This window comes from Pectobacterium sp. CFBP8739 (genome assembly GCF_013449375.1).
In the GTDB taxonomy this organism is placed as follows: Bacteria; Pseudomonadota; Gammaproteobacteria; order Enterobacterales; family Enterobacteriaceae; genus Pectobacterium.
Map to the genome: position 1 here is coordinate 41729 of NZ_JACDRR010000023.1, position 14403 is coordinate 56131.

14 protein-coding genes and 1 pseudogene are annotated in these 14403 nt (G+C 51.8%); 2 read left to right on the forward strand and 13 right to left on the reverse strand.

Annotation, left to right across the window (positions count from 1 at the left end; genetic code table 11):
* Nucleotides 1-7 precede the first annotated feature (7 nt).
* Nucleotides 8-1345: an NCS2 family permease gene (locus H0247_RS16480; RefSeq protein ID WP_180743513.1), complete on the reverse strand. Its 1338-nt coding sequence runs from the start codon at nucleotides 1343-1345 to the stop codon at nucleotides 8-10.
* 343 nt (nucleotides 1346-1688) lie between these two features.
* Here H0247_RS16480 and yieH point away from each other — a divergent pair, with 343 nt between their 5' ends.
* Nucleotides 1689-2357, forward strand: coding sequence for a 6-phosphogluconate phosphatase (gene yieH / locus H0247_RS16485; protein ID WP_180743514.1), 669 nt, complete (start codon nucleotides 1689-1691; stop codon nucleotides 2355-2357).
* 257 nt (nucleotides 2358-2614) lie between these two features.
* Here yieH and H0247_RS16490 read toward each other — a convergent pair whose 3' ends face one another.
* From H0247_RS16490 to H0247_RS16510, 6 genes and pseudogenes are all read right to left on the reverse strand, one after another.
* Entirely contained in the window at nucleotides 2615-3343 is a 729-nt protein-coding gene (locus H0247_RS16490; RefSeq protein WP_180743515.1) for an amino acid ABC transporter permease, read from the reverse strand.
* Between the two features lies 1 nt (nucleotide 3344).
* Nucleotides 3345-4088 (reverse strand): amino acid ABC transporter permease, encoded by a 744-nt coding sequence (locus tag H0247_RS16495; RefSeq protein ID WP_180743516.1) that lies wholly within the window; start codon nucleotides 4086-4088, stop codon nucleotides 3345-3347.
* A 92-nt stretch (nucleotides 4089-4180) separates the two neighbouring features.
* Nucleotides 4181-5017: an ABC transporter substrate-binding protein gene (locus tag H0247_RS16500; protein ID WP_015842344.1), complete on the reverse strand. Its 837-nt coding sequence runs from the start codon at nucleotides 5015-5017 to the stop codon at nucleotides 4181-4183.
* 216 nt (nucleotides 5018-5233) lie between these two features.
* Nucleotides 5234-5893, reverse strand: coding sequence for a hypothetical protein (locus tag H0247_RS16505; protein WP_219606794.1), 660 nt, complete (start codon nucleotides 5891-5893; stop codon nucleotides 5234-5236).
* A 189-nt stretch (nucleotides 5894-6082) separates the two neighbouring features.
* A pseudogene (locus H0247_RS19880) lies at nucleotides 6083-6211 on the reverse strand (VOC family protein); the annotation flags it as partial.
* Nucleotides 6212-6215: 4 nt separating this feature from the next.
* Nucleotides 6216-7394, reverse strand: coding sequence for a benzoate/H(+) symporter BenE family transporter (locus H0247_RS16510; protein ID WP_180743517.1), 1179 nt, complete (start codon nucleotides 7392-7394; stop codon nucleotides 6216-6218).
* Nucleotides 7395-7485: 91 nt separating this feature from the next.
* Between H0247_RS16510 and H0247_RS16515 the strand changes: the two genes are divergently transcribed.
* On the forward strand, nucleotides 7486-8052 hold the full coding sequence (locus tag H0247_RS16515) for a helix-turn-helix domain-containing protein (RefSeq protein WP_180743518.1): 567 nt from the start codon (nucleotides 7486-7488) through the stop codon (nucleotides 8050-8052).
* Between the two features lie 44 nt (nucleotides 8053-8096).
* Here the strand turns inward: H0247_RS16515 and phoU are convergent, their stop codons facing one another.
* The 6 genes from phoU to H0247_RS16545 form a co-directional block, all read right to left on the reverse strand.
* On the reverse strand, nucleotides 8097-8825 hold the full coding sequence (gene phoU, locus H0247_RS16520; protein ID WP_180743519.1) for a phosphate signaling complex protein PhoU: 729 nt from the start codon (nucleotides 8823-8825) through the stop codon (nucleotides 8097-8099).
* Nucleotides 8826-8837: 12 nt separating this feature from the next.
* Nucleotides 8838-9611 carry a phosphate ABC transporter ATP-binding protein PstB gene (pstB, locus tag H0247_RS16525; protein WP_010681437.1) on the reverse strand — a complete coding sequence of 258 codons (774 nt, stop codon included), beginning with the start codon at nucleotides 9609-9611 and terminating at the stop codon, nucleotides 8838-8840.
* An 86-nt stretch (nucleotides 9612-9697) separates the two neighbouring features.
* On the reverse strand, nucleotides 9698-10585 hold the full coding sequence (pstA, locus tag H0247_RS16530) for a phosphate ABC transporter permease PstA (protein WP_180743520.1): 888 nt from the start codon (nucleotides 10583-10585) through the stop codon (nucleotides 9698-9700).
* Entirely contained in the window at nucleotides 10585-11544 is a 960-nt protein-coding gene (gene pstC, locus H0247_RS16535; protein WP_180743521.1) for a phosphate ABC transporter permease PstC, read from the reverse strand. The genes pstA and pstC overlap by 1 nt, the downstream gene beginning before the upstream one ends.
* A 168-nt stretch (nucleotides 11545-11712) precedes the next feature.
* Nucleotides 11713-12753, reverse strand: a complete 1041-nt coding sequence (pstS, locus tag H0247_RS16540; protein WP_180743522.1) for a phosphate ABC transporter substrate-binding protein PstS — start codon at nucleotides 12751-12753, stop codon at nucleotides 11713-11715.
* Between the two features lie 212 nt (nucleotides 12754-12965).
* Nucleotides 12966-14393 (reverse strand): DUF4026 domain-containing protein, encoded by a 1428-nt coding sequence (locus H0247_RS16545; protein WP_180743558.1) that lies wholly within the window; start codon nucleotides 14391-14393, stop codon nucleotides 12966-12968.
* Between the last annotated feature and the right edge of the window lie 10 nt (nucleotides 14394-14403).

Sequence of the window (14403 nt, forward strand, 5' to 3'; positions counted from 1 at the left end):
GAACGGATTAATGCGCGTCGATAAACACGATTTTCAGCAGGAACAACAGCGCAACCACAACCACACATGGGCTGATTTCACGCCAGCGTCCCGTCGCCAACTTCATCACACAGTAAGAAATGAAACCCAGCGCGATCCCTTCGGTAATCGAGAAGCTGAACGGCATCATCACCGCGGTAATAAAGGCTGGAACGGCTTCCGTCAGGTCATCCCACTTCACACGCGCCAGGCTGGACGTCATCAGTACGCCCACGTAAATCAGTGCGCCCGCGGCCGCATAGGCAGGCACCATACCTGCTAATGGTGACAGGAAGATGACCAGCAAGAACAGCAGACCCACGATGACAGCGGTCAGGCCAGTGCGTCCACCAACGGATACGCCAGAGGAGCTTTCAATATACGCTGTAACGGAGGAGGTTCCGATAAATGAACCGGCCACAGAGCTAACGCTATCAACATACAGCGCCTGCTTCATACGCGGGAACTTACCGCGCGCATCGACCAGGCCGGCTTTATCCGTCACACCAATCAGCGTACCGGAGGAGTCAAACAGGTTAACCAGCATGAAGGAGAAAATAATGCCAGACATCCCGAGGTTCAGCGCCCCCGCCAGATCAACCTGACCCACCACAGACGTTACGCTTGGCGGCATGGAGAACACGCCAGAAAACTTCACATCACCCAGCAGCAGGCCAATCGAGGTAGTCACGACGATGGAGATCAGCACTGCGGCGTGAATATTGCGTGAAGCCAGCGCCACAATAATGAAAAAGCCCAGCGCCCCCAGCAGCACGCTGTGTGACGTCAGGTTGCCAATGGTCACCAGTGTTTCAGGATTAGGAACGATGATGCCAGCATTTTTCAGGCCCATCATGGCAATGAACAGCCCGATACCGCTGGCGATACCCAAACGCAGGCTAAGTGGGATATTGGCGATCATCCAATAGCGAATCTGGAAGATAGTCAGCAACAGGAAACCGATTGCGCCCCAGAAAATAGCACCCATCGCAACTTGCCACGGCAGGCCCATCGCGCCCACAACAACAAACGCGAAAAACGCATTCAGACCCATTGCTGGAGCCAGCGCCACAGGCAGGTTCGCCAGCAACCCCATCAAAATACTACCGAATGCGGCAATCAGACAGGTGGTCACAAAGACCGCTTTGGTATCCATCCCCGCCGCGCCCAGAATCTGCGGGTTAACAAAAACGATATAGACCATCGTCAAAAACGTCGTGAAACCGGCAATCGTTTCCGTACGTGCTGTCGTACCGTGTTGTTTAAGTTTAAACACACGCTCCAGCAGGCCCTGCTCGGTAGCAAGACCAGGTTGTGATTTATTCATGAGTAACAATCCAAAGAAGGGAATAACTGTCGTCGGGTATCCTATAACAAAACGCTGTGTTTTTACGTTGATCCCACGTTTTTTTTCATCGAATAAGAAGAACCTATTAACGTCATCGTTTTCTCTCGGTTAACGCCCCCTGATTTTACGCAAGATAGCGCTAAAAATGGCTTTCTAGGTCGCAATATTGGGTCAATTGGTTAAAGTAAGGAACGTTTTCTCATTCTGATCGTTTAAGAACCGAGACACTGGGGCGACCACAGTGCGAGGTGTCCCTACGGGAACCTCATCACCGTGTTTCCCCTAAAGCTATACTTAAACACTTCATCGATAAGGATTGGTCATGCCCCGTATTGAATGCGTCTTCTTCGACTGTGATGGCACGCTGGTTGATAGCGAAGTGCTGTGTTGCCAGGCTTATGTGAATATCTTCATCCCATACGGGGTGAACTTATCGCTGGAGGAGGTGATAAAAACCTACAAGGGCGTGAAGCTGTACGAAATTATTTCCCGTATCAGCCAGCAGCACGGCTTAACCGTATCGGTAGAAGATGCGGAGCGTCATTTCCGGCAAGAGGTGAAACGGCTGTTCGATGAATCCCTGCAACCTATCGAAGGCGCACGTGAGTTAGCGCAGTCCATTACCGTTCCGATGGCTGTGGTTTCTAACGGACCGGTCAGTAAGATGCAGCATTCGCTCGGCCTGACGCACATGCTCGATCTGTTTGGCGACCATCTTTATAGCGGTTACGATCTGAAAAAGTGGAAGCCCGACCCAGCAGTGCTGTATCACGCCGCCGAGCAGCTACAGCTTCCGATTGAGCACTGCATTCTGGTTGAAGATTCCGCCGCTGGCGTACAGGCTGGCATCGCGGCGGGCATTCCAGTGTTCTATTACTGTGCCGATCCCCACAACCAGCCGATTCATCATCCGCTGGTCACGATGTTCGACGATATGCGTGAACTACCGCAAATCTGGCGCGAAAAAGGCTGGAGTATCACCGCACAATAACCGCATTTCAAACTTATGTCATACCACCATCAAATCTATTTACGGAACGAAAACGGTGGTAATGGAATAGAAGAGTAAAGCGTTTGCGCCATGGACAAAAACGTCAGGAATGTTTTTGAACGTCGCTAGCGACGGCCCTGCAAGGGTGAATCTCAGGGATGAGATTCATATCCGCGCAAGTCGAGCGTACATGGACGTATTCACAGCGTCTTTACGATCTATCCATTACCACCGCACGACGCACGTGATCGGCAGCCTCAAGCTGGCTTATTCCGCCACCACAGCAAACGGCGTTTCGGCTGCTTTTCCTGCTGGCTAAAACGGGCGTTAACCCCGCTCGCCAGCAGCTCCAGCGACAAACAAAACACAAAGTAGACCAGCGCGACAAACAGGAAAACCTCCATCGGGTAGACCATGCTGCGGTTATTGACCTGCGTAGCAAGAAACGTCAGTTCGCCAACGCCAACAATATAGGCCAGTGAGGTGTCTTTAATCAGGGAAATCCATTGGTTGATGAAGGAAGGCACCATCATCCGCAGCGCCTGCGGCAAGACAATCTGCCACAACACCTGCCAGCGACTTAATCCCAGCGAGAGTCCAGCCTGCCACTGACCGCGGCCAATCGCGACAATGCCAGCCTTCACGCCGTGCGCCAAATACGCCGAGGCAATCAGCGCCAGCGCACACACCACGGTCGTGATTTCGGGGATATCGACGCCAAAAACGATCGGCAGCAGGAAGTAGGTCCAGAAAATCAGCATGATGACGGGAATTGCGCGGAAGAACCCCAGCACCATGGCCAACAGTGCACTCCAGCCTCCCCGAGACATTGCCAGCGCCACGCCCCAAATCGTCCCCAAGATGGCAGAGGCTACACCAGCCAGCAGGCTCATCACCAGCGTCAGCGCCGCGCCACCCAGCGGGCCATCGGGGAACGTACCCCACATCAAATAACCGAGGTTATCGGTGATAACGGTAAAATCCATCTTAGTGTCTCTCCGCCAGACTGCGCTGCTGACGCCACATGCCCCAGCCCTCCATCACCGCAATAATCGCGATGTACAACACCGTCGCTACGCCAAATGCCTGAAACGTGCGCAAGGTTTCCGTCTCCACCTGACGCGACGCGTAAGACAATTCAGCGACGCCAATCGCCATCGTCAACGACGAGTTCTTAACGATATTCATGTATTGCCCCAGCAGCGGTGGCAGGGCGATTTTTAACGCCTGTGGCAGCACCACATAGCGCATGGATTGCCAGCCGGTTAATCCCAGAGCATGTGCCGCGTACTTCTGCCCGCGCGCCACACCGCGAACACCGGAACGGATTTCCTCGGCAATAAACGCGCTGGAATAGAGCGTCAGCCCAGCCAACCCCGCCAAAAACTCAAAAGAAGGCCACGCCAACGTCGTACCGAAGAGCGAAAGCGTATGCGGGGTGTTCAGCCATTGCATCATCGATGAGGGAAAAAGCTGCCCGGCCCCGAAATACCAGAAAAACAGCTGCACTAGCAGCGGCGTATTACGAAATAGCGAACTGTAGGCCACCACAACGCCGCTCAGCAGCCGAATCTGGCTGTCTCTGGCAGCAGCCAGCAGAAACCCCAGCACCGTAGACAGGACAATCGTACTCAGGGAAATACCCAGCGTGATCAGAAAACCACGCCACAGCCAGGTGAGGTATTGAGGAGCCAACAGCCACGATTCAAGCGATTGCAGCGCCGTATCCATGCGTTTTATCTCTCTTTGTATTATTACGAGGTATAAATAGAAACGCCCCCTGCAATGCAGAGGGCTGGGATCGTAGCACCAGACGTCGGCTATCAGGATTTAGGTTGTTGATCCAATGGGGCAAAGGTGAAGTCGCCGCGCGGCTGAGCCGATTTCGTGCTCGGCCCAAACCAGCGATCGTAAATCGTCTTCGCTTCACCCTGTTTTTCCAGGTTAATCAGCGTGTCGTTAATTTTCGCCGTCAGACGCTCTTCGCCCTTCGGAATCCCAACACCTTGATACTCTTTGGTAATGCTGAACGGAGAGATTTCGAATTCGGCTTTCTGGGCATCAGGCACATTAGCCAACAGTCCGACTAACTTGGCATCATCCTGCGTGATGGCCTGAACGTTGCCGTTACGCAACGCGGCGAAGGCCAGCGGCGTATCGTCGTAGGAAATCACTTTGGCCGTCGGATAATGCTCACGCAGGGTAATTTCCTGCACGGTGCCTTTATCCGCACCAATACGCAGCGTTTTGATGTCTTCCGGCGTTTTCAGCACGCCTTTACGAGCGATGAATTTTTGCCCAGTCGCGAAGTAAGGAATACTAAAGTTAACCTGCTTGGCGCGCTCATCGGTAATGGTGAAGTTCGCGGCGATAAGATCGACTTTCTGCGAACTTAACAGGGGAATACGGTTCGCAGGGTTCGTCGCGCGCAGCTCCACCTTCACGCCCAACGCCTTACCAATCGCCTCGGCGATATCTACGTCATAACCCACCAGCTTTTTGCTCTGCGGATCGACATAGCCAAACGGCGGATTGCTGTCGAAGACGGCAATTTTCACCACACCCGCCTTCTGAATATCATCTAATTTATCGGCCTGTGCAGCACCAGAAATGGAAGCCAACCCAGCCAATAAAGTCACTGTCAAAATCTGCTTTTTCATTCCCTGTCCCTTAATTATTGCTGTATTAACAGCAGGCTATCAGCAGGGCGAAAACGCGGGAAATAACATAAATAGCTATAATATAACCTTATGCTACTTAGGTGTTCTGGCAGATTATCCTGATTCAAGTACAGCTAGGTAGAGTGATGGAAAGCGACAGGAAATCTCCTATTCAGACTTTTTCGGAAGAGATAACGGCAGCCAGGCACAGTATTACTACGGTTTAAGTGTAAGGAGCGGGAGCAGCATCTGATTGTTTTGCATCCACTCAACCGAATGTTCGCACCGATATGCAATAATTCTTTTTATCGTTGCGAAATCATCCAGCAGGTTACGGTTGATTATAGGTTCGTGATGAGCAATGCGGTTGCGCAGTTTTCTCACAGTTTCTAAATCATTATAGAGATTCTGACGCATCTGCGCGGCACTCAGGCCCTGTGCGACGGTATGAGGGAAAGCGGTGAGTATGTGATTGTTCCATAAGCGAGTATCAAATCTTCCAGTCAGCATTTTTTGCCAGAAAACAAACTTTAGTTCAGGGATAACTTTTCCCGTCGTTGGCTGATTTCGTCGCCCACTAATCAGATCATCTTTTGGCTTATAGCCATGGATAGGGATCGGTAGGCTTCGCTCAAAACCAATGGACCAAGGCCATCTGTCCCCGTATACCGTTTCAATGACTTCAGAAATAGCATTGCGCGTGAGGATTTCGCACACATGAAGAGGAACAAAAAAAGCTGCTGATATTTGCGCATTCCACATGTAAAGCCTTAAGGCTTTTTCTGTCTGAAGCAAGCCAGTCGGTCCACCGACGATATTTTCATACGTTCCTATTCTGGCCGCAGAGAGGCTATCCTTTATGCTGTTTGACGGCATCGTCAACGATCCTTATACTGACATCACTAGCCACGGGACTTGTTAGCAGTAATGCTTCCCCCCGAGGACAACAGAAGTAGCGATACAACAAAGGCTCACCATATGGTGAGCCTTTGTTGCTTTCATGCTAGTCAGAGTGAGCTAGCCTATACACTCTATTTACCATAGGCCTATAAAGCGCTGTCAAGGTTATTCCCACTGCCGGTTCTGGATAACAATCCTGTACCCATCATGATCATGAAAAGTCACACCATCTTTATCCCAGTAAGGATTGAACGAGCTGACTCTGACAAACCCAGCCTCATCCATTCTTGAACATGCTCTAACTATTTTCCCTTACTGACAGAATAAACCAGGTCATCATCCCCCCGATTAGCCCCCAAAATGCCGCGCCAATTCCCCACAGCGTCAGCTCAGAGGCGGTGATCAGGAAAGTAACGACCGCAGCATCGCGCTGCTTTTCATCCAGCAACGCGCGATACAGGCTGCCTGAAATGGTGCTGAGCAGCGCCAAACCGGCGATAGCGTGAATCAGCGGCTGCGGCAGCGCCGTGAAAAGCTGACCGATTGATCCGCCGAAAACACCCGCCAGAAGATAAAATCCTCCCGCAGCAACAGCGGCAAGATAGCGTTTTTTCGGATCGGGATGCACATCCGATCCCATACAGATCGCGGCGGTGATCGCGGCAATACACACGGAAAAACCACCGAACGGCGTCAAAACCAGCGCAATTAATGCGGTAATGGCGATCAGCGGTGACACGGGAACCTGATAGCCAGCGGCTTTCAGCGTGGCAACGCCTGGTGCGTTCTGCGACGCCATGGTGACAATGAAAAATGGAATACCGACGCCCAACAGCGATGCCCACGAAAAGTGCGGCGTAATAAACTCAGGTACGGCGAAGACCAGCGGTGAATCAGAGAGCGCAATTTGCCCTCGGAATAAGGCCAGCAGCAGGCCAACAAGCAGCGTCAACACGATGGCAAAGCGCGGCAGCAGCCGACGGCTGAGCAAATAGGTCACGCACATCGCAAAAGTCAGCCAGAAGTCCTGTTGCAGAGAAAGAAAGGCATCCGCGCCAAAGCGCAGCAGAATCCCCGCCAACATCGCGGCAGAAATGGCTTGCGGAATAACGTTCATCAGTCGGGCAAAAAGACCAGTGATCCCGCAGATAAAGATAAGCGCGGAGGCAAACAGAAACACGCCGATCGCTTCATTGAGCGATGTCCCCGGCAAACTGGTAACCAGCAGCGCTGCCCCCGGCGTTGACCAGGCAGCCAGTATCGGCGCACGGTAGTATAGCGACAGGCTAATCGATGCCAGCCCTTGGGCAATCCCCAGCATGCTTAACCAGCCACCGATTTGTACCGCGCTGGCACCCGCCGCTTCCGCCGCCTGAAAAATGATGGCAGCCGAACTGGTGTAGCCCACCAGCACCGCAACAAAACCGGCGATGAGGGTCGAAAAGCTGACATCTTTTAGCGCAAATGAAACAGGCATGGTATACCTTCACTCTTGTCGTGCGCTATAACGCACAGAAAGCGTTAACATAGCAGCGTGCGTTATAACGTACAAGCAGGAGCCAATATTGATGTCTGATGAGCTAACCCGCCGCATTGGCAATACCTTGAAAACATTAAGACAAGAGAAAGACTGGAGCCTCACACGGGCGGCAGAAGAGACGGGCGTGAGCAAAGCAATGCTCGGCCAGATCGAGCGCGGTGAATCTAGCCCGACGGTCGCCACGCTATGGAAAATTGCGACCGGCATGAATGTGGCGTTTTCCACCTTTATCGAACCGACGCTCGCAGATGAAGATGTGACCTATCGCTCAGGGGCTGGTTCAGCATTCAGGGAGAATGAGGCGGGAATGCACGTGGTTCCCCTCTTTCCCTTCGACGAAAAACTGCGTTTTGATATGTTGATTATTGAGCTGACAGCGGGTGCCAGCAGTACCTCATCGGCGCATGAAAACGGGGTGATCGAGCATATTATTGTGCTGGAGGGACAGTTGGAGATGACCGTTGGTGGACAGACACATTTGCTGTCCGCCGGGGATGCTCTACGCTTTGCCGCCGACAGGGAACACCGCTACCACAATCCTGCCGATACCACAGCGCGCTTCCACGATCTGATTCACTATCCTGACAAAAAATAACGCCCTGCAAGCAGGGCATTATCACGATAATCACAAGGACGGGATCACTCTTCCGCTTTATCTTTCTGCGCCAGCAGCTTTTCCAGCGCATCGCCACCCAGGTGACGGAAATCCTGACCTTTGACGAAATAGAAGATAAATTCGCAGATGTTCTGGCAACGGTCACCGATACGCTCGATAGAACGGGCGCAGAACAACGCTGTCAGTACGCTTGGGATGGTGCGAGGATCTTCCATCATGTGGGTCATCAGTTGACGCACAATCCCTTCGTACTCTTTATCCACTTTTTTGTCTTCACGATAAATACGAACCGCTTCATCCAGATCCATGCGGGCAAACGCATCCAGCACGTCATGCAACATCTGCACGGTGTGGCGCCCTAATGACTCCAGACTCACCAGCAACGGCTGATGCTGGTGGGAGAACTTCTCCAGCGCGGTGCGGCAGATTTTATCCGCCACGTCACCGATACGTTCCAGCTCAGAAATGGTTTTGATGATCGCCATCACCAGACGCAAGTCGCTGGCAGTGGGCTGACGTTTCGCGATAATGCGCACGCAGGCTTCATCAATCGCCACTTCCATCATGTTAACTTTGGCGTCGCCTTCAATCACCTGCTGAGCCAGCTCCGCATCCTGATTATGCATCGCGGTAATCGCGTCACTCAGCTGTTGCTCCACTAGCCCGCCCATGGTCAGGACCTGCGTGCGGATGTGTTCCAGTTCGGCGTTAAACTGACCGGAAATGTGTTTGTTCAGATTCAGATTATCCATGATGCTTCCTAATCAACCGTAGCGGCCGGTGATGTAATCTTCAGTCTGTTTCTGCCGTGGGGCAGTAAACAGGGTATCAGTATCACTGAACTCAATCAGCTCACCCAAATACATAAACGCCGTATGATCTGAACAACGTGCTGCCTGCTGCATGTTATGCGTCACGATGACCACGGTGTAGTCTTTTTTCAGCTCGGAGATCAGCTCCTCAATACGGCCGGTAGAAATCGGGTCAAGAGCGGAGCACGGTTCATCCAGCAGCAGGACATCCGGGCGAATCGCGATACCACGCGCAATACACAAACGCTGCTGTTGACCACCGGACAGGCTATAGCCGCTCTGGTGCAGTTTATCTTTCGTCTCTTGCCACAGTGCCGCTTTGGTCAGCGCCCACTGCACACGCTCATCCATATCAGCGCGGGACAGCTTTTCAAACAGGCGCACACCAAACGCGATGTTATCGTAAATGGACATCGGGAACGGCGTCGGTTTCTGGAACACCATGCCGACTTTGGCGCGCAGCAGCGCGATATCTTGCTTATCCGTCAGAATGTTATTGCCATCCAGCAGGATGTCGCCTTCGGCGCGCTGCTCAGGGTAGAGCTGATACATTTTGTTCAGCGTGCGCAGCAACGTGGATTTACCACAGCCGGACGGACCGATAAACGCGGTAACCTGATTCGCGGCAATATCCAGCGTAATGTTTTTCAACGCATGGAATTTTCCGTAATAGAAATTCAGATCGCGTACCTGGATTTTGTTGGATGTCTCAGTAGCCATACTCATCAAGACTTCTCTCTTTTTCCTGGCGCTGCCTGGCAGCGCCTTGAATTTATTTACTGTTTCTCAACGAATTACGATTTCTTCGCTAATTAATTCTTCTTAGCAGAGAAAATAACGCGCGCCAGAATATTCAGCAGCAACACACACAGCGTGATCAGCAGTACACCCGCCCAGGCCAACTGTTGCCACTCCACAAACGGGCTCATGGCAAACTTAAATATGGTGACCGGCAGGTTAGCAATCGGATGCATCAGATCCGTGCTCCAGAACTGATTCGACAGCGACGTAAACAGCAGCGGTGCGGTTTCTCCGGCAATACGCGCGATAGCCAGCAGCACCCCAGTGATGATGCCCGATACCGATGCTTTCAGCGTAATCGCAGAAATCATTTTCCATTTCGGCGTACCCAGCGCATAAGCCGCTTCACGCAGGCTATCTGGCACCAGTTTTAGCATGTTCTCGGTGGTACGAATCACAATCGGCACCTGCAACAGCGCCAGCGCAATCACACCCGCCCAACCGGAGAAGTGTTGCATCTTTGCCACCACCAGCGTGTAGACAAACAGACCCACCACAATCGACGGTGCTGACAGCAGAATGTCGTTGATGAAACGAATCACTTCGGCGATCCAGGATTTACGACCGTATTCCGCCAGATAGATGCCCGCCATAATCCCCAGCGGTGTCCCCAGCAGCGTTGCCCACAGAATCAGCAATCCGCTCCCGACGATGGCATTAGCCAACCCGCCACCCGCCGTATTCGGCGGCGGCGTCATTTCGGTAAATAACGCCAGAGACATGCCATCCACGCCTCGGGTCACGGTCGAAAACAGAATCCAGATCAGCCAGAACAGGCCAAATGCCATCGTGGACATGGATAAGAACAGCGCAATGCGGTTTTTCTGGCGACGCCAGGCCTGCATTTTACGCCGCGAGCGTGCCAGTGCGGCTTCTTGCTCTATGCCTAATGTAGCCATTAGCGCGCTCCCTCATTTTTTGCCAGACGCATCACCATCAGCTTTGAACACGCCAGAACAATAAAGGTAATCACAAACAGAATCAGCCCCAGCTCCATCAGCGCTGCCGTATGCAGACCGGATTCCGCTTCGGCGAATTCGTTCGCCAGCGCAGAGGTAATACTGTTGCCAGGCATATATAGCGACGCGCCATCGAGCTGGTAGGTGTTACCGATGATAAAGGTCACCGCCATGGTTTCCCCCAGCGCGCGCCCCAGTCCCAACATCACCCCGCCGATCACGCCATTTTTGGTGTAAGGCAGCACAATGCGCCAGATGACTTCCCACGTCGTACAACCGATGCCGTAGGCGGACTCTTTCATCATCACCGGCGTTTGCTCAAACACATCACGCATCACCGCCGCAATGTACGGGATAATCATGATGGCCAGAATGACGCCGGCAGCCAGAATCCCGATCCCGAATGCTGGGCCGGAGAACAGTGCGCCAACAATAGGAATACCAGACAGGACGTTGCCTACCGGCTGTTGGAAGTATTCGGCAAACAGCGGAGCGAAAATGAACAGCCCCCACATGCCGTAAACAATACTCGGTATGGCCGCCAGTAATTCAATCGCCACGCCAAGCGGACGCTTCAACCAAGCTGGTGCCAGTTCTGTCAGAAATAGCGCAATCCCGAAACTAATCGGAATCGCAATAATCAGTGCAATCAATGAAGTAACGATGGTGCCGTAAATCGGAACCAGTGCACCAAACTGCTCTGCGGGCGCATCCCACTCTTTCGTCCACAAGAAGGCAAAACCGAACTTCTCGATGCTAGGCCAGGACGCCACAATCAGGGAAACAATGATGCCTCCCAAGAGCAGTAGCGTGACCAGCGCCGCCAGTTTTACCAGCGTGCTGAAGAGGATATCGCCATATTTTCCCGGGGCTTTGATAGTTGGCTTGTACTCAGCCATACGTCTCTCTTCTCATTTTTAACTACATATGAAAGGCAGAGAGGTTATGATTGCCTCTCCGCCCCGATACGACTTGTTATTCCACTACGTATTTCCCAGAACCCGACAACCTCGTCACGCTCTGGTTATCAACACAACGGCCGATGCAATACGTTGTTGATGCAATAATTAGTACAACGCTTTACCGTTGCTGTCTTTTACTTGGGTTTTCCAGGCAGCACGGATTTGCTCAACCACTTCTTTTGGCAGTGTGGCGTAATCCAGAGCAGTTGCCTGCTCGCCACCTTTCTTGAACGCCCAGTCGAAGAATTTCAACACTTCAGCGCCCTGCTCAGGTTTATCCTGCTTGGTGTGAACCAGAATGAAAGTAGTTGACGTGATTGGCCACGCGTCCGCCCCTTTCTGGTTGGTCAGATCCTGAGCAAAAGATTTGCTCCAGTCGATCTCTTTAGCCGCGTTGCTGAAGCTCTGTTCAGTCGGGCTAACGGGCTTACCATCGGCAGAAACCAGTTTGGTGTAAGCCAGGTTGTTCTGCTTGGCATACGCATATTCGACATAACCGATAGAACCAGGCAGACGCTGTACGAACGCGGCGATACCATCGTTACCTTTACCACCCAGACCGGCAGGCCAGTTCACAGTAGAGCCGGAACCGACTTTCTCTTTCCACTCGGCATTCACTTTCGCCAGGTAGCTGGTGAACACGAAAGACGTACCAGAACCATCAGCACGACGAACCACAGCGATATCCTGATCCGGCAATTTGGCATTCGGGTTCAGTTTGGTGATTGCTGGGTCGTTCCATTTTTTGATGTTGCCCAGATAGATATCACCCAGCGTTTTACCATCCAGCGTCAATTCGCCAGATTTGATACCAGGAACGTTCACTGCCAATACCACGCCACCGATAACGGTAGGGAACTGGAATAAACCATCCTGTGCTAATTTGTCGTCAGCCAGCGGCGCATCAGAAGCTCCGAAGTCTACCGTTTTAGCGATAATCTGTTTTACACCGCCAGAAGAACCGATGCCTTGATAGTTAACTTTATTGCCGGTTTCTTTTTGATAAGAGTCAGCCCATTTGGCATAAACAGGCGCAGGGAATGTCGCACCGGCACCGGTGAGGTTAGCAGCAGCTAAAGCAGAAAATGCCGTCAGAGAAAAGGTTGCCGCAACAACACTGGCAAGAGTGGTACGCATCAGTTTCATAATCCCTCCTGTGGGATACTCAAACGTGTCGACGTAACGTCGTTATCTATCAGAGTTATCAAATCAGAGTGTAGTTCGCAGGAGGAAAAATAGGACAATTTGGTGACAGTAAAATGTACGCAATATGACAGTTTTATGACAAGTAAGCCGTGGGCGGAAAAACCTGGGGACAACCAGCCAGAACACGCATTCTGACTGGTAAAGAAGCAAAGTCAGTGAGTCTGGCTATGGCTAAGCAATTTGTAAATCGTATCAGGCTTATAGCTATCGCCCTGATAATAAATCGCCCAGTCAGTTACCCGTGATATATCAACGGAATACACACCACCTTCCTGCATATCCTCAACGTAGAACGGATGATTGATTAAGGTTCCCGTCACCACAGTGTCGTGGATTTTTTCAGGTATAAACCACATGTGCTCACGCTCTTCACCCTCCTCGCCATGAGGAATGCCAAACTTCACCATAAAGCGCCATTCACTTTCGACGGGCTTAGGTGATTTTTTGAGTAACTTAGCTAAAAAACCCTGCTTAGCCGGTTCGTCACTCACATGGTAGTTTTTAAACATATTGACGAAATAACGCCAGCGCAGCTGCGCCTTACGCGACATTTCTGCCGTCTCCGCATTCGTACGCCAGAACATGATGGCATTCTGCTCATCAAACCCTTTAAAGAACGTTTGCAGTACCGGATTTTCTTCGTTGGTACGAAACAGCATACAGGAAGGCTCCTGATGCACATCATCCCGATCGGCACGATCGCCCAGAAACACGCCTTCCGGCGTCCCTTCCAGGTCGTAGCGCATCTCTTCCAGAGGCCGCAGTTGGTCAATCGGCGTGGATTGATTCACATGCCGTAGCCCTTCTTCAAACGGCAACGCCACCAGATATTCATAGCCGCTGTCCGTTTGCCCGCACAGAATCGGTTTATTAAAGGTAATCTGCTGATTTTGAATGGCATTATTAACAAAACTTCTGAATAAATCCGGGATGCCATAATACGAACTGAGCGTCTCGGGAATGACTAATTCCGCCTCTGTCAGCCCGCATCGCGCCAGACCATGCGAGTGAAACCAGAATGTCGTTGGCGGATCGTTCTCGGTGTCGTACACGGCATGAATGGTATACAGCGATTCAATTTCCGGCAGGACATCATCTTCTAACTGAAAAATCAGCCATTCACGGGTAAACACGTTACCCGCAGCGGAAATATCAATCCCCAAGAGCAAATCCGGTACCACCACACTTAATAAACGAAGCTGATGAACATAGTCTTCCAGCGGATTTGGTCCAAAAAGGCACTCGACCATCACTTCCTGCGTCGCCGCATTAGCCTGCGCCAGCAGCTCGGGTGAAATCGGGTCGGTTGAATGTATTGGCGTAATTTTATTTTCGGGATCGCGTTCCGATACCTCAAGATAAAAAGTCAGCTCTCTATCCTGATGACGACAGGTATAAAAGAATCCGCCCTGCCCTTGTTCGGTATAACTTACTTCGCCCTCGGTGAAAAATGACTGCGCCTCTAACAAGCTCTCCAACAGTGGATAGTTCATCTCTCGTGAGGAGAAAGCCACCATCGTTGAAGGCGCTTTTTCACCCTTCCCTTCAGCGATATCCAGATATTGTTGTTTGTTATTCATCATGAACCCG